At 65.5% G+C, this 18,759-nt stretch carries 16 protein-coding genes and 1 tRNA gene; 8 read left to right on the top strand and 9 right to left on the bottom strand.

Translation table 11 applies throughout. The features are described from left to right. The first annotated feature begins 170 nt into the window (after positions 1-170). Positions 171-1,415 (top strand): cytochrome b/b6 domain-containing protein, encoded by a 1,245-nt coding sequence (locus FHY55_RS11125; RefSeq protein ID WP_140014261.1) that lies wholly within the window; start codon positions 171-173, stop codon positions 1,413-1,415. Between the two features lie 84 nt (positions 1,416-1,499). On the opposite strand, the gene FHY55_RS11120 is transcribed toward FHY55_RS11125, so the two are convergent. Continuing rightward, positions 1,500-2,075, bottom strand: a complete 576-nt coding sequence (locus tag FHY55_RS11120; protein WP_140016085.1) for a YceI family protein — start codon at positions 2,073-2,075, stop codon at positions 1,500-1,502. Between the two features lie 129 nt (positions 2,076-2,204). Further along, positions 2,205-2,747, bottom strand: a complete 543-nt coding sequence (locus tag FHY55_RS11115) for a hypothetical protein (RefSeq protein ID WP_140014260.1) — start codon at positions 2,745-2,747, stop codon at positions 2,205-2,207. 288 nt (positions 2,748-3,035) lie between these two features. On the opposite strand from FHY55_RS11115, the gene rpsF reads away from it, so the two are divergent. The 3 genes from rpsF to rplI are packed head-to-tail and all read left to right on the top strand — an operon-like array spanning position 3,036 to position 4,296. Then, positions 3,036-3,389 (top strand): 30S ribosomal protein S6, encoded by a 354-nt coding sequence (gene rpsF / locus FHY55_RS11110; protein WP_140014259.1) that lies wholly within the window; start codon positions 3,036-3,038, stop codon positions 3,387-3,389. A gap of 28 nt (positions 3,390-3,417) precedes the next feature. Beyond that, on the top strand, positions 3,418-3,645 hold the full coding sequence (gene rpsR / locus FHY55_RS11105; RefSeq protein WP_036700444.1) for a 30S ribosomal protein S18: 228 nt from the start codon (positions 3,418-3,420) through the stop codon (positions 3,643-3,645). A 12-nt stretch (positions 3,646-3,657) separates the two neighbouring features. Then, positions 3,658-4,296 (top strand): 50S ribosomal protein L9, encoded by a 639-nt coding sequence (gene rplI / locus FHY55_RS11100; RefSeq protein WP_140014258.1) that lies wholly within the window; start codon positions 3,658-3,660, stop codon positions 4,294-4,296. A 97-nt stretch (positions 4,297-4,393) separates the two neighbouring features. On the opposite strand, the gene FHY55_RS11095 is transcribed toward rplI, so the two are convergent. After that, positions 4,394-5,128, bottom strand: a complete 735-nt coding sequence (locus FHY55_RS11095) for a hypothetical protein (RefSeq protein WP_140014257.1) — start codon at positions 5,126-5,128, stop codon at positions 4,394-4,396. Between the two features lie 147 nt (positions 5,129-5,275). On the opposite strand from FHY55_RS11095, the gene FHY55_RS11090 reads away from it, so the two are divergent. Together FHY55_RS11090 and FHY55_RS11085 are read left to right on the top strand one after the other, a co-directional pair. Next, positions 5,276-5,752, top strand: a complete 477-nt coding sequence (locus tag FHY55_RS11090; protein ID WP_140014256.1) for a lytic transglycosylase domain-containing protein — start codon at positions 5,276-5,278, stop codon at positions 5,750-5,752. Positions 5,753-5,812: 60 nt separating this feature from the next. Continuing rightward, positions 5,813-7,762, top strand: coding sequence for a bifunctional 2',3'-cyclic-nucleotide 2'-phosphodiesterase/3'-nucleotidase (locus FHY55_RS11085; RefSeq protein ID WP_140014255.1), 1,950 nt, complete (start codon positions 5,813-5,815; stop codon positions 7,760-7,762). Between the two features lie 28 nt (positions 7,763-7,790). Here FHY55_RS11085 and rsgA read toward each other — a convergent pair whose 3' ends face one another. The 3 genes from rsgA to tig form a co-directional block, all read right to left on the bottom strand. Continuing rightward, positions 7,791-8,801, bottom strand: coding sequence for a ribosome small subunit-dependent GTPase A (gene rsgA / locus FHY55_RS11080; protein ID WP_371706925.1), 1,011 nt, complete (start codon positions 8,799-8,801; stop codon positions 7,791-7,793). A 148-nt stretch (positions 8,802-8,949) separates the two neighbouring features. Further along, on the bottom strand, positions 8,950-9,888 hold the full coding sequence (locus tag FHY55_RS11075) for a hypothetical protein (RefSeq protein ID WP_140014253.1): 939 nt from the start codon (positions 9,886-9,888) through the stop codon (positions 8,950-8,952). A gap of 67 nt (positions 9,889-9,955) precedes the next feature. Beyond that, on the bottom strand, positions 9,956-11,281 hold the full coding sequence (tig, locus tag FHY55_RS11070; RefSeq protein WP_140014252.1) for a trigger factor: 1,326 nt from the start codon (positions 11,279-11,281) through the stop codon (positions 9,956-9,958). Positions 11,282-11,556: 275 nt separating this feature from the next. Between tig and FHY55_RS11065 the strand changes: the two genes are divergently transcribed. After that, a complete protein-coding gene (locus FHY55_RS11065; RefSeq protein WP_140014251.1) occupies positions 11,557-13,101 on the top strand; it encodes an alkaline phosphatase in 1,545 nt (514 codons plus the stop codon). 50 nt (positions 13,102-13,151) lie between these two features. Here FHY55_RS11065 and FHY55_RS11060 read toward each other — a convergent pair whose 3' ends face one another. After that, entirely contained in the window at positions 13,152-16,109 is a 2,958-nt protein-coding gene (locus FHY55_RS11060; RefSeq protein ID WP_140014250.1) for a CHAT domain-containing protein, read from the bottom strand. A 64-nt stretch (positions 16,110-16,173) separates the two neighbouring features. Then, positions 16,174-16,255, bottom strand: a tRNA-Leu gene (locus FHY55_RS11055). Positions 16,256-16,397: 142 nt separating this feature from the next. Here FHY55_RS11055 and FHY55_RS11050 point away from each other — a divergent pair. Next, positions 16,398-16,895, top strand: a complete 498-nt coding sequence (locus tag FHY55_RS11050) for a Hint domain-containing protein (protein ID WP_140014249.1) — start codon at positions 16,398-16,400, stop codon at positions 16,893-16,895. Between the two features lie 105 nt (positions 16,896-17,000). On the opposite strand, the gene FHY55_RS11045 is transcribed toward FHY55_RS11050, so the two are convergent. Beyond that, positions 17,001-18,599 carry an NAD(P)H-hydrate dehydratase gene (locus tag FHY55_RS11045; RefSeq protein ID WP_140014248.1) on the bottom strand — a complete coding sequence of 533 codons (1,599 nt, stop codon included), beginning with the start codon at positions 18,597-18,599 and terminating at the stop codon, positions 17,001-17,003. Positions 18,600-18,759: the final 160 nt, after the last annotated feature.

Raw genomic sequence — 18,759 nt, 5'->3', positions numbered from 1 at the left:
GCCCGTCCTAGCGTGTCGCGCATGGTGCCACAAGTGCGCCCCGCGCCAGAGGGCTTACGTCCCATGCCTGCGATTTATTCGGTGAGTATTTGCACAAGTCATACGCGCATGCTCCCACTACTCCGCGGTTGCGCACAAGGGTATCTTGCGCCCAACAACCGGAGTTTTTCATGTCGCTCGCCAATACCCAAACCCGCTATGGCACTGTCGCCAAGTCCTTTCACTGGCTCACCGTGCTGCTCATTCTCACCCTCTGGCCGCTCGGATGGTTCGCCAATTGGTGGCCCTATGATACCCAGGCTGCCTTCGACACCAAGTGGCTCCTGTTCTCGCTGCACAAAACCTTCGGCGTGATCCTCTTCGCTGTCGCCATCCTGCGTGTGATCTGGGCCCTCACCCAAACCCACCCCCGCCTGCTCAACGGCGAAAACCGGGTGGAGAGCCTCGCCGCAGAGGTTGTTCACTGGGTGCTCTACGGCTCCATCATCGCCCTGCCCGTCACCGGCTGGATCGAGCACGCCGCCTCCACCGGCTACGCCCCCATTCTCTGGCCCTTCGGCCAAGGCCTGCCGTTCATTCCCAAAGACGTCGACCTTGCGGTGGCCTTCGCCCATATGCACGTTGCCCTCACCTGGGTCATCCTCGGCGCTGTCGGGCTCCACGTCGCAGGCGCGCTAAAGCACGCGCTGATAGATCGGGACGGCATCATGTCTCGCATGTGGTTCACCAAGAAAGCACCGCCAACACCGCCCGCCACCAAAGGCCACGGACCCGCCCCGGCGGTCATCGCCACCGGCGCCTTGGCCATCGCCCTCGCCTTCCCCTTCATCGCAGGCGAAGAGGCCGCCGCCACCACGGAAACCTCCGCCGAGGCTGCCGAAAGCGCCGAGGCACCTGCTCAAACGGCGCGAACCACCGAGCCCACCGGTGAAGCCCCGGTCTGGACGGTCGAAAGCGGCACCATCGGCCTGACCATCCAGCAAATGGGCCAAGCCGTCAGCGGCACCTTCCCTGAGTTCACAGCCGCCATCAGCTACAACCCCGAAGCCACCGGCCCCACCAAGGGCGAGGCCTCCCTCGAGATAAACATCGCCACGCTCGTCCTCGGGTCCGTCGCGGCGCAGGCCCAAGGTCCGGACTATTTCGACAGCGCCGAGCACCCCACGGCCACCTACAGCGGCCCGATCATCGCAGGCGAAGATGGCAACCTGCGCCTTGACGGCACGCTCTCGATCAAGGGCCACAGCGCCGAGGTGCCGCTCCCCTTCACCCTCACCATCGACGGCAACACAGCCACCGCCTCCGGCACCACCACCGTCGATCGCCGCACCTTCCACATCGGTGACAGCATGACAGACGAAGGCTCCCTCGCCTTCCCGGTCGAGATCTCCATCGAGATCACCGCCACCCGGTAAGGCGCGTTTCCCCCCGTCACCAGCAACAAAAAAGGGCCGCCGGATCACCCCGGCGGCCCTCTCTTTTCAAACGCGTGTGCAGGCTTACTCGGCCTTGCCGGCTTCCACCGAAATCTCCACCGCAACCTCGTCGCTCACCATCGGCGCGAAGGCACCAAGGTTGAAGTCGCTGCGGGTCAGCGTGGTGGTGGCGCTGAAACCGGCCCAAGGCACACCGGCCATCGGGTGGCTGTCGGTCTGACCGTTCAGCTTGGCATCCAGCACCACTTCCTTGGTCACGCCGTTGATCGTCAGATCGCCGGTGATCAGCGCAGTGTCATCGCCGGTCACTTCGATCGAGGTGGAGGCAAAGCTCACATCTTCGCCCTCATCGGCCCCAAAGAAGTCGCCGCCCATCAGGTGCTGCGTGCGCTCGTCCCAGCCGGTGATGAGGCTGGCTTCGGGGAAGGTCACGGTCACGCTGGAGGCTGCCGGGTCTTCCTTGTCCCACATGATCTCACCGTCAAAGCCGGAGAACATCGAGGTGGTGGTGGAAAAGCCGAAGTGATCGTAGCTGAAGACGATCTGGCTGTGGCTGGCGTCCAGCGCGTATTTCTCTGCTTCAGCAAAAACAGGGGTGGCGGCAATGGCGATTGCAGCGCCAAGGAAGTGGGATTTCAACACGTTGTGGTCCTCTCGGGTAAATGGGTGTTCCCCCGAGACATCAGACGCCGCGCTGCAGAATGCAACGCGCGCCACCGCACAACAGCTGTTGTAAATCGCGCATCATGTGCGCGTGATCAAAGCCTCTCAGCCCTCGGCCCGGCTCCGCAGCAGGTCAGCCCCAATCCGTTGCGCGGCATGCCGCAGCGCATCCGGCGCACCGCGCAGCACAGTGCCGCGCCGCTTGCCCGTCTCCAAAATCAGCACGCCCCGCCCGGCCTCACTGTCCAGATCGAGCCCCGAGATCTCGTCAAAGCTCCACTGCGCCACAAGCCGGGTGCCGCCATCCGTGGTCAGCTCACGCTTGCGCAGCAGGCCCTTCTCAAGGTCCACCTCAAGCTCGCCCCTCGGTGTCTTGCCAGAACGGGTGGCCAAAAAGCCGCCGCCCGCAACCAGAGCCACACCCACAATCGCCTTGCCGATCGCCCCTGCAACCACCGGCAACGCCAGCAAGCCCAGCCCGGCCAGAATGAAGCTGACACCAATCAGCCGCCCCATCACCCGCGAGGCCACAATCTCACCGTCTTCCGACAGCACATAGCCGCCCGCGCGCTCGGTGGTGCGCAATCCGGTCACCGCAGACTGCAAGGCAGCCCGCACATCACTCTTGTGCATTTCAATAGACGCCATCGCCAGATTATCCTCTCGCTTATTGTGTCGTCAGCTCTGCTCTCGCGCCCATCTTGCCGCTTAACCTGCCGGATTTAAGGCAAAATGAACGCGCGCCCCCGGCTTCGTTTCCACGCGAGTCCTTTGAGCAACAGCCCCCTGCGCCCAGCCGGGGTTGCATCATGCGCCGCCTCGCGTATAAGGCCGCATCTCTTCGCACACTTATTCACAGCGGAGCCACTCGTGCCGGGGCCGCGAAGAGACCTCGCCCAGGCTTTGAAGCCCGCTCGAAACAAAAGGAACTGCCGCATGCCGCTCTACGAGCATGTTTTCATTTCGCGCCAGGATCTGTCCGGCGCCCAGGCCGAGGGCCTGATCGAACACTTCTCCTCCGTTCTCGGTGACAATGGCGGCAAGGTCGTCGAACATGAGTACTGGGGCGTGAAGACCATGGCCTACAAGATCAACAAGAACCGCAAGGGGCACTACGCCTTCCTGCGCACCGAGGCCCCCGCGCCTGCCGTGCAGGAAATGGAGCGCCTGATGCGCCTGCACGACGACGTGATGCGCGTTCTGACCATCAAGGTCGATGAGCACGCCGAAGGCCCCTCCGTGCAGATGCAAAAGCGCGACGAGCGCGAACCGCGCCGCGAGCGCCGTTGATCGAAACCTGAGAAAAGGACAGTAAGCTATGGCTACCAAACCGTTTTTCCGCCGTCGCAAGGTCTGCCCGTTCTCCGGTGAGAACGCGCCCGCCATCGACTACAAGGACACCCGTCTGCTTCAGCGCTACATCTCTGAGCGTGGCAAGATCGTGCCCTCCCGCATCACCGCAGTCTCGGCCAAGAAGCAGCGTGAACTCGCTCGCGCCATCAAGCGCGCCCGCTTCCTCGCCCTGCTGCCCTACGCCGTTAAGTAAGGAGAGATATCCATGGAAATCATCCTGCTCGAACGCGTCGCCAAGCTCGGCCAAATGGGCGAAGTGGTGAACGTCAAAGAAGGCTACGCCCGCAACTACCTGCTCCCGCAGGGCAAAGCGCTGCGTGCCAACGACGACAACATCGCTCGTTTCGAAACCGAGAAGGCACAGCTTGAGGCCCGCAACCTCGAAACCAAGAAAGAGGCAGACAGCCTCGCCGCCAAGCTCGACGGCCAGACCTTCATCGTGATTCGTCAGGCCTCCGACTCCGGTTCGCTCTACGGCTCCGTCACCCCCCGTGACGCCGCCGATGCTGCAACCGCCGAGGGCTTCTCGGTCGACAAGCGCCAGATCGCGCTCGCCGCACCGATCAAGGAGCTGGGCCTGCACGACGTGCACATTCAGCTGCACCCAGAGGTCGAAGCCACGATCTCGCTCAACGTGGCCCGTTCCAACGAAGAGGCCGAGCTTCAGGCCTCCGGCAAATCCATTCAGGATCTCGCCGCCGAGGAAGAAGCCGCTGCCGAGTTCGAAATCTCCGAACTCTTCGACGACATCGGCCAAGCCGCCAACGAAGACTTTGGCGACGAGCCTTCCCCCGCTGCCGAAGCGGTTGAAGACACCGCCGGGGACGACGAAGAAAACGCCTGAGACCAACAGGCAAAGAACAGAAAAGGCCGCTCCATCCGGGGCGGCCTTTTTCGTTTTTAGGGGAGTGGTTAACTGCTGCGGCTAAAGGTGACCGCGGTCAATATCCCACCATCGCCAGCATCATCCGCATGTCGTGGTTCAAAAACGCCCAGCTTCCGGCCCCCGCAACAACCAACCCCGCCAGCGCCGCGCCCTGTAGCACCCTCAGCTTGCACCAGCCCCGCAAAGCCTCGCGTCGCCGCGCGGCCATCACACCGCGCCCGGCCACCATCAACCCGGCGCCCAGCCCCTCGGCCGCCCGCCGCGCCTCACCCGTAAGGCTGCGCGAGGGATGCAGCCCCGGCGCTTCGCCCACCGGCAGGCCCGGCATCGGTCGCACGAAGGCATTGGGGATGACAAACAGCGCACCGCCTTCATCCCATCCCTCAAACCGCGCCCGCCGCACCACCCGGCGCAGCCGGTGTCGAAAACAAAAGGCCTCCGCCCGCGTCACTTCCAGCGCCTGAACCGTGTAAAACCCGGCCTCAAAGCGCTCCACCAGCCGTGTCATAACCGCCGCCAGCCGCTCATCCTCGCGCGTGCCCATCCAGACCTCTGCGTTGAAAAGGCTCCAAAACAGCCGCACCGCATTGGAGCGGTCAAGTTCCCTACGCCCCACCATCCACTCCAGCGCCCGCGCCTCCGGCGTTCCGCCTTGGCGCTCCAGCCCTCGGATCACATGGGCCCAGACTTCCTGGGATTGGGCAGCCAGCCATTCCGAAAGGCAGGCGCCACTATCCGCCGGTGCCGCCTCGAAAAATGCTTCAACCGTGCCGTGTTGCGCCATGCCCATGCTCTGCCCCTACGAGTCGTTCTTTGGGCCATCCCAGCATTTGAATTGGGGCATTAGTTGGGCAACCGCGCTCGTACCTCGGCAAATTTCCCCCCTGTCACATCAGCACCCCTCGCCAAGCCGCCGCCCCGGTGCCAACCTTGCACCATGACGACTCGCCGCACAGCCCTCGCCCTCATCGCCGCCCTCCCGCTCGCCGCTTGTGGCAGTTCGGACCGAGAGCCGGACACCTCGCGTGACAATTTCAATCCGCCGCTCTACCCGCAAGAAACCCCCGAGCTGCGCGCGCTGATCAACAAATACGCCGAGATCCACGACATCCCTCGCGAGCTGATCCACCGGGTCTGCATCCGCGAAAGCACCCACAACCCCCGCGCCCGCAACGGCCCCTACTATGGCCTCATGCAGGTTCTGCCCCAGACCGCCCGCACCATGGGCTTTCGCGGCGCCCCTGCCGACCTGCTCGATGCAGAGACCAACCTCAAATACGCCGGGAAGTATCTCAAAGGCGCATGGATCGTGTCCGGTGGCGACATTGACGAGGCGATCGGCTGGTATGCCCGCGGATACTACTACGAGGCCAAGCGCCTCGGCCTACTCTACGAGACTGGCCTGCGCAGCTGACACACCCCCGTTACAACGCCGGGCCAAACCGGCGGCAACGCCCAACAAGGAGACGCCCCCATGCCCCTCAATCTCTCGCGCCGTAGCTTCCTCGCCTCAACCGCCGCCGGGGGCCTCATCGCCCTCCACCCCTTCTCGCTGCGCGCCGCTGCCGGTCAGGCCCACCTCCGCCTGATGGAAACCACAGACCTGCACGTCCACGTCTACCCCTACGATTATTACGCCGACCGCGAGGTCGATACCGTGGGCCTGTCGCGCACCGCCTCCATCGTCAACGAAATCCGCGCCGAGGCCACCAACTCCCTCCTGCTCGACAATGGCGACTTCCTGCAAGGCAACCCGATGGGCGATTACATCGCCTACGAGCGCGGCATGAAGGAGGGCGATAGCCACCCCGTCATCACCGCCATGAACACCGTCGGCATCGAGGCCTCCACGCTCGGCAATCACGAGTTCAACTACGGCCTCGAGTTCCTCACCAAGGCCCTCGCCGGTTCCGGCTTCCCGGTCGTCTGCGCCAACATCACCAAGCCCGGCAGCTCCGAGACCCTGCTCGAGCCCTACGTGATCCTTGAGCGCGAAATCACCGATGGCGCAGGCGAGGCCCACCCGATCAAGATCGGCATCATCGGCTTCGTCCCGCCCCAGGTGATGAACTGGGATCGCAAGCACCTCGAAGGCAACGTCGAAGCCAAGGATATCGTCGCCACCGCCCGCGCCCTCGTCCCCGAGATGAAAGAGAAAGGCGCCGATATCGTCATCGCCCTCTCCCACTCCGGCATCGGCGCGGCGGATGAGGCCGACATGATGGAAAACGCCTCCGTGCCGCTGGCCGCCGTCGAGGGCATCGACGCAATCCTCACCGGCCACAGCCACCTCGTCTTCCCCTCCTCCACCTACGCCGATTTTGCCGCGGTCGATGCCGAGGCCGGCACCATCCACGGCAAGCCCGCCGCCATGGCCGGCTTCTGGGGCAGCCACCTCGGCCTGATCGACCTGATGCTGGAGAAAGACGGCAGCAGCTGGCGCGTTACGGGCCACAGCTCCGAGGCCCGGCCAATCTCCAAGCGCGAGGAAGACCGTTCGATCACCGCGCTGGTCGAGGATGATCCTGCCGTGCTCGAAGCCGTCAAAGCAGACCACGAAGCCACGCTCGCATACGTCCGCCGCGCCGTCGGCACCACCGCCGTGCCGCTCCACAGCTACTTCGCGCTGGTGGCCGATGATCCCTCGGTCCAGATCGTGAGCAATGCCCAGACCTGGTACATCGAGCAGATGATGCAGGGCACCGAATGGGAAGGCCTGCCCATCCTCTCCGCCGCCGCCCCCTTCAAGGCCGGTGGCCGGGGCGGACCGGAGTATTACACCGATGTCGCCCCCGGTGCCGTCGCCATCAAAAACGTGGCCGACCTCTACCTCTACCCCAACACCGTCCGCGCCGTACTGATCGACGGCGCAATGGTGAAGGACTGGCTCGAGCGCTCCGCAGGCATGTTCAACCAGATCGAACCCGGCGCGCAGGACGCCACCCTGCTCAACCCCGATTTCCCGAGCTACAACTTCGACATCATGGATGGCGTCACCTACCAGATCGACCTCTCCGAGCCGTCGAAATACGGCCCCAAGGGCGAGCTGGAAAACCCCGATGCCAACCGCATCAGGAACCTCCAGTTCAACGGCCAGCCCATTGATCCGGCGCAAAAATTCGTCGTCGCCACCAACAACTACCGCGCCTCCGGCGGCGGCAGCTTCCCCGGTGCCGATGGCTCCACCGTGATCTTCGAAGGCCCCGACACCAACCGCGACGTGATCGTGCGCTACATCGTCGACAAGGGAGAGATCGCCCCCGCCGCCGACGCCAACTGGACCTTCGCACCGCTGGAAAACACCACCGTCCTGTTCGAGACCGGCCCCAAAGCCGCTGACTACGCCGCCTCCGTCGAGGGCGTCACCATCGAACCCGCAGGCGATGGCGCAGACGGTTTCGCCGCCTTCCGCATCACCCTCTAAGCCAGCAGCGCCCCGTTTCGGCGGGGCGCTACTTCTTGCGGCTGTTCTTCACCACCTTGCGCACCATCTTGCCAAAGCTCTTGTCGCGCATCCGCCGCTCCGAAAGGCTCTCGGAGTTGAACCGCTCTTCCGCCACCAGCTTCTTCCACCGCTTGATCCGCGCCGCGTCAATCTCGCCGCGCTCAAGCGCCGCCAGCACCGCGCAGCCCGGCTCCGTCTCATGGGCGCAATCGCGAAACTTGCAGGCCTCGCCCAAGTCGCGCAGGTCCGAGAACAGATCGCCAATCCCCGTCTCCGCATCCGTCATCTGCAACTCGCGCATCCCCGGCGTGTCCAGCACCGCGCAGCCGCTAGGCACAAAATGCAATTGCCGCCGCGTGGTCGTGTGCCGCCCCCGCGCATCCCCCTCGCGGATCGCCTGCGTCTCAATCGCCTCGCCCTGCGAAAGTGCGTTGGTCAGGGTCGATTTGCCAACCCCGGACGAGCCCATGAAGGCCACCGTCTGCCCCGGCCTGCACCACGCCGCCAGCGCCTCCGCCACGGCCTCGCCCTTGGCGTTCACCACCACCACCGGCACCCGGTCAGAAATCGTCCGCGCCTCCTCGGCAAAGCGCTCCGGATCATCCGCGATGTCGGGCTTGGTCAGCACGATCACCGGCGCAACCTCCGCCTCCATCGCCAGCGCGATGTAGCGCTCCAGCCGCGCGATGTTGAAATCCTGATTGCAGGAGGTGACGATAAAGGCCGTATCGAGATTGGCCGCAATCATCTGCACCTGCCGCTCCAGCCCCGCCGCCCGCCGCTTGATCAGGCTGGTCCGCTCCAGCACCCGGCTCTGCGCCGGGGCCTCACGGTTCAGCATCAGCCAGTCGCCCACCGTCGCTTCCGGCCCCGGCGGCACCAGCTCGTCGATGCCATCTCCCACCACATGCAGCCCGTTGCGATGCACCTGCGTCACCCGCACCGGCGGGGTCTCCGCCATCTCATCGGCATCAGTCTGCTGGGCAAAGAAGTTGCGCCACCCGAGGCCCTGTAGCACCGAGCCCGGCGTCTTGCCTGCCCCCGTCGGCGGCGTCAGAAACTGCGAATAGTCGCGTGTAATCGGCCCACTCCCCGCCGTCCGCGCCCCAACCGGGCCGGATACTTCGGTTTAGCGCCCCCGCGTCCCTCGCGCCAGTGCTTCAACCTCAGCCGAACTCTTCCAGCAGCGCCGTCACCTCCCGGTTCGGCGCCCCATAGCTGACCACGGTCACATTCAGCCCGGCATTTCCATAAAGCGCAAACGCCCGCCGCATCGCCTCGGTGATCCACCATGTCTCATTGCCAAATGCCCCGCCCCCGAGCAGCGTCAAAAACACCGGCACCTCCAACCTTGCCGCCAGCCCCAGCGTGATCTCATAGGCCTCTTCCAGCACCAGCCGCGCAAACAGCTGCCACGCGCCCGCACCGCCATAGGCCACCGGCAGCGCCGAGCAATAGACCTGGTGCACATCATGCCCGCCGCCCTCCAGCGTCACCTCCGTATCGCGCTGCAAGCCAACCTGCAGCCGCCCGCGAAACGCATCAAACTGCCCCCGCAGCCGCTCTTCCACAGCCTCAAGCCCGCCCGGGTGCGGCAGCGCGTAGCCGTTGCGCATCTCCCAAAGCGCCCCATACTCATTGCCAAGCGCCCGCCCCAGCGGTTCCAAGCAGTCAATTTGCCGCTCACATTGGCCGACATGCCCACCATGCTCCACAAAGTAGTTCCGCCAGATCGTCCCGGCGGCGCAGGCCATCGCACAGGCCGGCCCCTGCGTGCGGTCCCACTGGTAGCGGGTGATCCCATCAGCCGGGCTTACATCCGGCCCCACCATCTCCAGCAGGTTGAACTGCGAGGCCACCTGAAACAGCGCGCCGGGATGGGCCAGATGCAGCGCCTGCGCATCCCCCACCACTTGGGCAAACCGGCTGCGCCCGCGCTGCGGCACCGGCCCCAAATCGGCCGAGGTCACCAGTTCCAGCACCCCGGGCCGCATCACCCGCCCGTTCACCACCGAGCGCAGGTGGCCATCCTCCACCACCAGCTTCTCGCGCACCTCCTCCGGCCCGCGCTCCGCAAACCCCGTCAACGCCTCAAAAAAATCCATCCCATTCCCTCCAACGCAAAAGGGCCACCCAAGCGGGCGGCCCTTCGCTAGATCAATCCGGCAAAGCTCACTCGTCTTCGAGCTTGTCCACCGCATCCTTCAGCTCGTCCTTCGAAACTTCCTTCTCGGAAACCTCAGCCAGCTCAAAGATGTAATCCACAACCTTGTCTTCGAAGATCGGCGCACGCATCTGCTGCTGCACCTGCGCGTTGTTCTTCACGAACTCGAAGAACTCGCGCTCCTGACCGGGATACTGACGCGCCTGCGCCATGATCGCCTGAGTCATCTCGGCGTCAGACACTTCGATCTCGTTCTTGCGGCCCATCTCGGCGAGCAGCAGGCCAAGGCGCACCCGGCGGGCGGCGAGGGTCTTGTGCTCTTCGGTGGTCTCGATCTCGGGGTGATCGTGGCCCTCAACCTCGGGGTTTTCCTCGTGCCACAGTTGATGCGCAATCTGCCCGGCCTCGGCCTCCAGCAGGGTCGGCGGCAGCTCGAAGTCCACCAGCTTGTCCAGCTCGTCCAGCAGCGTGCGCTTCATCACCGCGCGCGAGGCCCCGGCGTACTCCGCTTCCAGCCGCTCGCTGATCTGGCCCTTCAGGGCTTCCATATCCTCAGCGCCGAACTGCTTGGCCAGATCGTCGTCAAGCTTGGCCTTGGCAGGCTTCTTCACTTCTTTGATCTTGCACTCAAACACGGCAGCCTTACCGGCCAGATGCTCGGCCTGGTATTCCTCGGGGAAGGACACTTCCACGTTCTTCTCGTCGCCAGCCTTCACACCCACCAGCTGCTCTTCAAAGCCGGGGATGAACTGGCCCGAGCCGAGCGTCAGCGGAAAGTCTTCTGCCGCGCCGCCCTCGAAGGCCTCGCCGTCAACCTTGCCGAGGAAGTCCATCAGCACCTGATCGCCGTCCTTGGCCGCGCCCTTTTTGGTCTCAAACGACTTGGCCTGCTCGGCCAGCCCTTCCAGCGCCTCGGTCACGGCGGCCTCATCGGCCTTGACCACGAGCTTCTCCAGCTTCACGCCCTTGAGGTCCACATCGGGGATCTCGGGCAGCGCTTCGTAAGACATGGAAACGACAACATCGTCGCCTTCTTTCCAGTCTTCATTGGTCATTTTCACTTCAGGCTGAAGCGCCGGGCGGTCGCCGCTCTCTTCAAAGTGCTTTTCCATCGCGCCGTCGATGGTTTCCTGCATGGCTTCGCCCAAAAGGCGCGGGCCAAACTGCTTCTTCAGGAGGGCCATCGGCACCTTGCCCTTGCGGAAGCCTTTCATCTCGACGTCGGGGCGGGCTTCTTCGAGCTTGCCGGTCACCTTTGCATCCAGCTCACTGGCCGGAATGGTGATTTCGTAGCCGCGTTTCAGCCCTTCGTTCAGGGTCTCGGTGACCTGCATTCCTGCATCCTTCTTCGTATAAGCACCGCAACCCCCTCGGTGCCCGAGGGGGTGATAAATCAGGCGCCTTGTATGTGCAGCATTGCGCCGATGCAACCACATTCCCGCAGCAGCCACGGGCCGGGCCCAAGCGCCTCCGGCGGCGTTTCGCTCACAAGGCGGGCTTTCAAAAAACTGTAGGCTCCCGGTCACGCTCCCGTCATCGCCCGGGTGGAGCGTCCCGGCACCGCGCAGAGCGCAGTCACCAGCATCGCAGCACACGCCAGAGGACAGATATGCCCAAGCTTCATTCCCTTTCCCGCCGCAACGTCCTGATCGGGGGCTCCGCCCTCGCCACCACCCTCGCCATGCCCGCGATCTCGCGCGCCCAGAGCCGCCCCGTGTTCACCCACGGCGTACAGTCGGGCGATGTCGATGCGTCGTCGGGCATGATCTGGACCCGCACCGACCGCCCCGCCAAGGTGATGATGGAAGTCGCCACCACCGAGAGCTTCTCCAACGCCCGTCAACTCGCCCCGATGAACGCCCTGCCCGGCTCCGACATGGCGATCAAGCGGCTGGTCGAGGGGCTGCCCTCCGATCAAGACATCTTCTACCGCTTCACCGCGATGGACCTGAACGACGTAAACGCCACCTCCGAGCCGCTGGTGGGCCGCTTCCGCACCGCCCCCGGCTCGCGCCGCTCGGTCAAGTTCGCATGGTCCGGCGACACCGCCGGTCAGGGCTGGGGCATCAACGAAGACGGCATGGCCTGCTACAGCACCATGGCCTCCCACCAGCCCGATTTCTTCCTGCACTCGGGCGACACCATCTACGCTGACGGCCCGCTGGAAGATGAAGTCACCGATGAGAGCGGCGCCGTGATCTGGCGCAACACGGTCAACACCGACGCCAAGCGCAAGGTCGCCGAAACTCTCGATGAATATCGCGGCCAGTGGCTCTACAACATGATGGACGAGCACGTGCTGGCGATGAACGCCGAAGTGCCCACCTTCTTCCAGTGGGATGATCACGAGGTCATCAACAACTGGTCCTCCTCCCGCTCGATCATGGAAGACGAGCGCTATTCGGAGAAAAACATCCACGTCCTCGCCGCTCGCGCTGCTCAGGCCTTCCACGAGATGGCGCCGATCCGCTACACGCCCGCCGAGCCGGGCCGCGTTTATCGCAAAATCAGCTACGGCCCGATGCTCGACATCTTCTTCCTCGACTTGCGCAGCTATCGCGGCCCCAACACCGACAACATGCAGGATGAGCTGACGGATGAAAGCCGCATCCTCGGGGCCGAGCAAATGGCATGGCTCAAGCGCGAGCTGACCAACAGCCGCGCGACATGGAAGGTCATCGCCTCCGACATGCCCATCGGCCTCGTCGTCGGCGGCGGCGCGGAGGCGGTCGCCAATGGAGATAACGGCACCGCCAAGGGCCGCGAGCTGGAGATCGCCAATCTTCTGCGGTTCATCAAGGCGGCGGAGGTCAAAAACACCGTCTGGCTCACCGCCGATGTCCACTACACCGCCGCCCACCACTACAGCCCCGATCGCGCCCAGTTTCAGGATTTCGCACCCTTCTGGGAGTTCGTCTCCGGCCCGATCCACGCCGGCACCTTCGGCCCCAACGATCTCGATATGACTTTCGGCCCCGAGGTCCGCTACGTGAAGGCGCCCGAGGCCGGGCAGGTCAACCTGCCCCCCTCCGCCGGGCTGCAATTCTTCGGTCTGGTCGAGATCGACGGCGCGACCGAGCAGCTCACCGTGCGCCTGATGGACCGTGCCAATACCGAGCTCTGGGCCACCACGCTCGACCCCGAGCACGTTTAAGCGCGCCAACTCAAGGGAGCGGCCTCGCCAGAGGCCCCTCCCGCCGCCTGCTATCCGCCCACGGTCACAAATGGGCCCCAAGCTGCGGGATGCGCGTATCGCGCACGCGCCGGGCTGTCGATCATCTCCAGCATCACCCGACGCAGCGCCCGCGCACCCGCCCCTGGCCCCGGCTCAGCCTCCGCCATCGCTTCAAACATGCCCGTGGTCAGCTCCACCGTCGCCAGTGAATCCACCGCCCAGTGGCTCACCAGCAATCGCCGCGCCCCCGCATAAAGAAACGCCCGCGCCAGCCCCGAAAGCCCCTCTGCCCCCTCGCCGCCCGGCCCCAAGGCGGTGTTGCAGGCCGAGAGCAGCACCCAATCCGCGTCGAGGTCCAGAACCGCGATCTCACTGGCGCTCAAGAGCCCGTCAAACCCGGCCCCCGGAGCCGCCAACGCCAGCGCTGGCTCCGAAAGCCCCGCCGCCTCCCCGCCCAGCAGCCCGTGGGTGGCAAAGGCCAGCACCCGCGCCGCACCAAGGCGGATCGCACCACCCATCTCGGCCTCCCGCGCCGCTGCGCCGGTGACAACCTCCCCCGCGCCGCCCGCAACGGCTTGGTTGAGCGCCTCCACCTCGCCCACCGACTCCGGCAATCGCGCCAGTTGAAGCCCGGCGATATCCGCGCCAAAGGCCGGGTCCGCGATCCCCAGAAACGGCAGCGCGCCCGCGCTCACGCCAGCCTCCCTCCGCAAGGCCCTGAGCGACGCGGGCAAGGGCAGCGTGGCAAAGGCATGATGCCGGATCGCCCAGTCGATCTCGCCCCAAGCGGCCCCGTCGCCCGCTGGTTTGGCTACCAGCACACCCAAAGGCAGCGCCTGAAACGCGCCGTCAGGCACCGCAAAGATCACCGCTCCCTCCGGCACAAAACCCACCGCTGCCCCCAGCGCAGCCCGGTGCAGATCATGCGCGGTGGCCGGATTGAAGGCGGTCGGCGCGTCTTCGGCAGCCTTCAGGGCAACCGCAGAGCGCTGCGGGCCAGATGGGTCCAGGGCCCGCCGCAACTCGCGCACGCCTCCGCTCACCTCCTCCTCGGTCACCGCCCGGCGCTGCCAGACAACCGCCTCTGGCGTCACGATAAACACATGAAAGCCCCGCGCCGTCTGCAATTGCACCAGCAGCGCCTCGTTCTCACCAAGCAGATCCCGCGCCTCCTCCAGCCCCAAGGGCTCCGGCGCAGCGCTGCTCTTCCATTCCGGCGCCGCCTCGGCCAGCGCGGCCTCGATCCGGTCAAGCTCCGCATCCACAGCCGCCACCTCGGCCTGCCCCACCGGCCCCCGCGCAACCAGCGCCTCGCGCCGCGCCAGCACCGCATCCCTGTCACGCAGCAACCGTCCAACCTCGCCGCCCCCTGCGGCCAGCCGCGCCGTCATCGCCTCAATCGCCCGGCCCGCCGCGCTCTGGCGGGCCGATTGCATCATCCCGAAGGCCTCATCCAGCCTGTCCCGCCAGTAATCGCCCGCATCCAGCGGCACATAGCCATCGGTCTCGCGCCACGGAAAGACATAGGGGCCCTTCTGGTCAAAGCCCTCCACATGCGGCGCGCCCATCGGCCCAATCGGCGGGCGCGCCTCCATCTGGTCGTAGAGCGCATCAACACCCCCCTCAAAGAGCGTTGCATAGGCCTCAAGCTGTCGCCGCGCCTCCGCGCCCAGCCGCGACGGCACGGCCTCAACCTGCCCCCGCGCCACCTGCGCCGCACTATAGGCCAGCCCAGAGACGGCATCAGGCCGGTCATGCGGCGCATCCAGCCCTACGCGTGACAGCCCGCCAAGTGCTGCGGCCAGTTCGCTCAGCGTCACATCCGCCCGCAACCGCACCGCCTGATAATGCGCCCGCGCCGCATCATGCTGCCCCTCAGCCTCCAACATCCGCGCCAGATCCAGCCGCACCCCGGAGATCAACCGCCGCCCATAGCCATCCTGCGCCATGGTCTCGAAATCCAGCAAAGCCTCGGGCACCTGAAGCGCAGCCACAGCGGGCCGCTCGCCCTCCGGCACCTGCGCCACAACTTCCACAAGCATCGCCATCAACTCCAGCAGATCGACCATATCGGCATGCTGGTAATCCGCCCCCGGCGCCGGGCGGAACGTCTCGATCAGCGGGGCCAGCGCCTCCAACTCCGGCACGCCCTCCTCCGTCAGCAGCACCACCGCCTCCATCAGCGCGCGCCGCTTCGGCCCAAGCCCGCCATCCGCCAGCGCGGCCTCGGCCTCCTTGCGGGCAAACGCTCTCCGCCCCAATCGCCAGTCTGCCAGCGCCGCCAGCGCAAGCAGCCCGGCGCGGCTGTCACTGCCCGCCGCCTGCGCCATGTAGCCCTCCCGCGCCGTGAGCAGATCACCCCGGTATTCCCGCATCCGAAGCGGCAGCACCCGCAGCACCGCGCCCCCAGGCTGGGCGATCATCGGCGCAAGCGGACCAAGCAACGCCTCCGCCTCCGTCACCCGCTTGCCGCCATCCGCCACCCAAGAGGCCCGCGCCTTCGCATGCACCTCAAACAGCCGCATCCGCGCCCGCGCCGCATCGTCAAACCGCGCCGACCAGCCCGACATCTCCATGAAATCCGCCGCCTGCTCATAGGCCACGCTCGCCTGCAGAAAGAGCCCGAACCCCGAAAGGATCTCCCCACGCAAATAAGCCATCTCCGGAATGCGCTTCGTCAGCATCGGCTGCCGCGCACCCGCCTCATCAAGCCGCGCCAAGGCCGCGCTCGCCTGCCCGGCCGCGTGATGCGCCAACACCAATGCAAGGTAGATGTCCGACAGAAGAAACGGGTCTTGCACCCCTTCGGCATCATACCGCGCCACCAGCTCACCCAACCGCGCGGCGGCGGCCGGGGCATCCTGCGCAATCTGCCCATAGGCCGCGCCCAGCTCTTCGTAAATCGACCCCTCCGCCCGCGCCCCGCCCGCCAGCAGCACCACAAGCACCAATGCGGCAAGGCCGCGCGTCAATGTCAAAACAGTCATCCCCATGCCCCAAGGCTATCAGCGCCCCGGGCCGTGCTAAAGACCTGCTATGGAAGAATTTCGGTGCGGGTGGAGGGACTTGAACCCCCACGCCTTGCGGCGCCAGAACCTAAATCTGGTGCGTCTACCAATTTCGCCACACCCGCTTTCCGTGGGAGCGGTATCTAACAGTGCCTCTCGCGGCACGAAAGCCCGAAAATGCAGATCACCCCTCGGAAAATAGTGGCCATCAACAGTTTCTTTACGCTAGCGTGAAAGAAAAACGAGGCAGTTTCAAAAGAGCACCCCATGTCTGATATGAACATGGGAGGCCTGCGCCGGGCAGCGCAGGTGTTCACTCCCGATCTCGGGCCAGCGGGCATTTCCGCTTCCGCCCGGATTCTCACCGCCCGTGGCGAGCGCCGTCTTGGCGAGCTGGAGCCCGGTGACAGGCTCGTGTCGCGCAGCTCGGGCATGGTCCGGCTCGCAGGCCTGTCGCGCTTCACCTGCGATGTCATCCCGATCGCGCTGGCCCCGCATGCCCTCGGCAACGGCAAGCCGTCTGATCTCGTCCACGTCACCCCGGCGCAAAAGCTGCTGCTGCGCGACTGGCGCGCCAAGCTGCTCTACGGCAGTTCCGCCGCCCTCGCCCCTGCCGCCGCGCTGGTCGACAACGGCTATATAACCCGCACGCCCCGGCTCAAGGGGATGGAGATGGTAACGCTGCTCTTCGACGCGCCCGAAATCCTCTACATCGGCATGCTCGAATGCGCCTTCGAGCCCGACGAGGCCGCCCAAGCCGCCTGACGCATAGCGTCATCCGCGGCCGTCATCCTCGGGCCGTCATCCTCGGGCCCGACCCGAGGACCTCCCCCCAGGAGATCTCAGGCCCAAACCGTGGCCCGTCACCCCCTATCCATTCTCCAACCCGGCCAAAACCCGCGGCAAAACCTCCGGCAAATCCTCTGCAATCAGCCCCGGCCCGAACGCCCGCGCACATTCCACGTGCAGCCATGCCGCCGCCTCTGCAGCCCGCATCGGCGCAAACCCCCGCGCCATCAGCCCGGTGATGAACCCCGCCAGCACATCCCCCGCCCCCGCCGTCGCCAGCCAGGGCGCAGCCCGCTCGTAGACCGCCGCATTCACCGAGCACGCGCCATCCGGCCCCGCAATCACCGTATCCGGTCCCTTGAACAGCACCACGCATCCCGCCCGCGCCGCCGCCTCCCGTGCCGCATCCACCTTCGAAAAGGCCGCGCCGGTCACCGCCGGGGCCGCCAGTTTCTCGGCAATGTCCGGAAAGAGCCGCGCAAACTCCCCGCCATGGGGCGTGAGCACACAGCCCTCGTGCAGCATTCCGAACAGCGCCTCCGGCTCATCCGCAAAAGCCGACAGCGCATCCGCGTCCAACACCGTAGGGTGGGCAATCTGCCCACCATCCAGCCCACCACCCCGACCAAGAACCACTGGCACCATCTCCCGCGCCCGTTCAACCCCCAAGCCCGGCCCGACACACACCGCATTGATCCGCCGATCCTCCAGCACCCGCGCCAGAGCCTCTGCGTCCCCCACCGCCTGCAACATCACCGCATCCAGCCGCGCCGCATTCTCCTGCAACGCCCCCGGCGTCGGCGCCACCGTGACCAGCCCTGCCCCGATCCTCAACGCCCCCCGCGCCGCCATCCGCGCCGCACCGCCCTTGCCCGCGCCGCCTGCGAGGATAAGTGCGTGCCCGTGGGAGAACTTGTGCGCGCCGCCGCACTTCAGGAGGTGATTGGGAACTTTGCTCAGCGAAACCACACCCTCAATTAACGCGCGCTCAAGACCGATGCTTTTTACAACAACCTTTCCACAAGCTTCCGGCCCGTCACCGAGCCGGTGCCCAAGCTTCTCGGAATGGAACGTCACAGTTAGGTTCGCGCAAGCGGCATGGGGGTTCTGTGGTTCGGCATTCTCCAGGGTGCGACCACTATCTGCACATATGCCGCTCGGAACATCGACAGACACAACAGCCGGGCGTCCGCGCTTGTGACCAAAGATAGGCACGAAGCTGCGCACCATATCCCCAATTTCCCAGAGCAGGTTGCCATACCCTGCCAAGGGACGGGTTAGCCCGGTGCCAAAAAGTGCGTCCACCAAAAGATCACAGCGCCAACCGTCGCGGCCCTCAAAGGCGGACCCTGGCACCACCTCCCCCATCTCCCCCCACCGCTCATAATTCACACGCGCATCCGGCGGCAGCTTCGCCGGATCGCCATACAGAAACACCTCGACCGCCCACCCCCACTCCTTCAATACCCGCGCCACCACGAACCCATCGCCGCCATTGTTCCCCGGCCCGCAGAGCACCACAGCGCGGAACGACCCGGCCGCCAGCTCCGGCCATTCCTCAAACACCGCCTCCACCACGCCCCGCCCGGCGCGTTCCATCAGCTCCAGCCCGGTGACTTCTCCGGCCTCGATCGCGGCCTGCTCGATGGCGCGCATTTGTGCAGATGTCAGAAGTTCCATGCGCTCTCCGCCCAAAAAGTTTCCAAAACGCCCATGCGCAAATCGACTTGCACATTTTTTCATCACACCCGAGAATTCCCCCGAGACGCTCACCCGCCCGTGAGGCGGCCCCGTTGCCGCCCCCTGCGATAAGTGTTCTCACCCCTAGCGGAACGGACAT

The organism is Oceanicola sp. D3 (assembly GCF_006351965.1).
In the GTDB taxonomy this organism is placed as follows: Bacteria; Pseudomonadota; Alphaproteobacteria; order Rhodobacterales; family Rhodobacteraceae; genus Vannielia.
The sequence above is the reverse complement of the archived record's forward strand: the minus strand, read 5'-3'. Positions and strand labels throughout refer to the sequence as shown.

Excerpts from the sequence above, each read along its gene's own strand:
- rpsR (WP_036700444.1), top strand. The coding sequence starts at position 3,418 with ATGGCTACCAAACCGTTTTTCCGCCGTCGCAAGGTCTGCCCGTTCTCC.
- FHY55_RS11085 (WP_140014255.1), top strand. The coding sequence starts at position 5,813 with ATGCCCCTCAATCTCTCGCGCCGTAGCTTCCTCGCCTCAACCGCCGCC.
- FHY55_RS11060 (WP_140014250.1), bottom strand. The coding sequence starts at position 16,109 with ATGACTGTTTTGACATTGACGCGCGGCCTTGCCGCATTGGTGCTTGTG.
- FHY55_RS11095 (WP_140014257.1), bottom strand. The coding sequence starts at position 5,128 with ATGGGCATGGCGCAACACGGCACGGTTGAAGCATTTTTCGAGGCGGCA.
- rpsF (WP_140014259.1), top strand. The coding sequence starts at position 3,036 with ATGCCGCTCTACGAGCATGTTTTCATTTCGCGCCAGGATCTGTCCGGC.
- FHY55_RS11090 (WP_140014256.1), top strand. The coding sequence starts at position 5,276 with ATGACGACTCGCCGCACAGCCCTCGCCCTCATCGCCGCCCTCCCGCTC.
- FHY55_RS11125 (WP_140014261.1), top strand. The coding sequence starts at position 171 with ATGTCGCTCGCCAATACCCAAACCCGCTATGGCACTGTCGCCAAGTCC.
- FHY55_RS11065 (WP_140014251.1), top strand. The coding sequence starts at position 11,557 with ATGCCCAAGCTTCATTCCCTTTCCCGCCGCAACGTCCTGATCGGGGGC.
- FHY55_RS11115 (WP_140014260.1), bottom strand. The coding sequence starts at position 2,747 with ATGGCGTCTATTGAAATGCACAAGAGTGATGTGCGGGCTGCCTTGCAG.
- rplI (WP_140014258.1), top strand. The coding sequence starts at position 3,658 with ATGGAAATCATCCTGCTCGAACGCGTCGCCAAGCTCGGCCAAATGGGC.
- FHY55_RS11045 (WP_140014248.1), bottom strand. The coding sequence starts at position 18,599 with ATGGAACTTCTGACATCTGCACAAATGCGCGCCATCGAGCAGGCCGCG.
- FHY55_RS11075 (WP_140014253.1), bottom strand. The coding sequence starts at position 9,888 with ATGGATTTTTTTGAGGCGTTGACGGGGTTTGCGGAGCGCGGGCCGGAG.
- FHY55_RS11050 (WP_140014249.1), top strand. The coding sequence starts at position 16,398 with ATGTCTGATATGAACATGGGAGGCCTGCGCCGGGCAGCGCAGGTGTTC.
- tig (WP_140014252.1), bottom strand. The coding sequence starts at position 11,281 with ATGCAGGTCACCGAGACCCTGAACGAAGGGCTGAAACGCGGCTACGAA.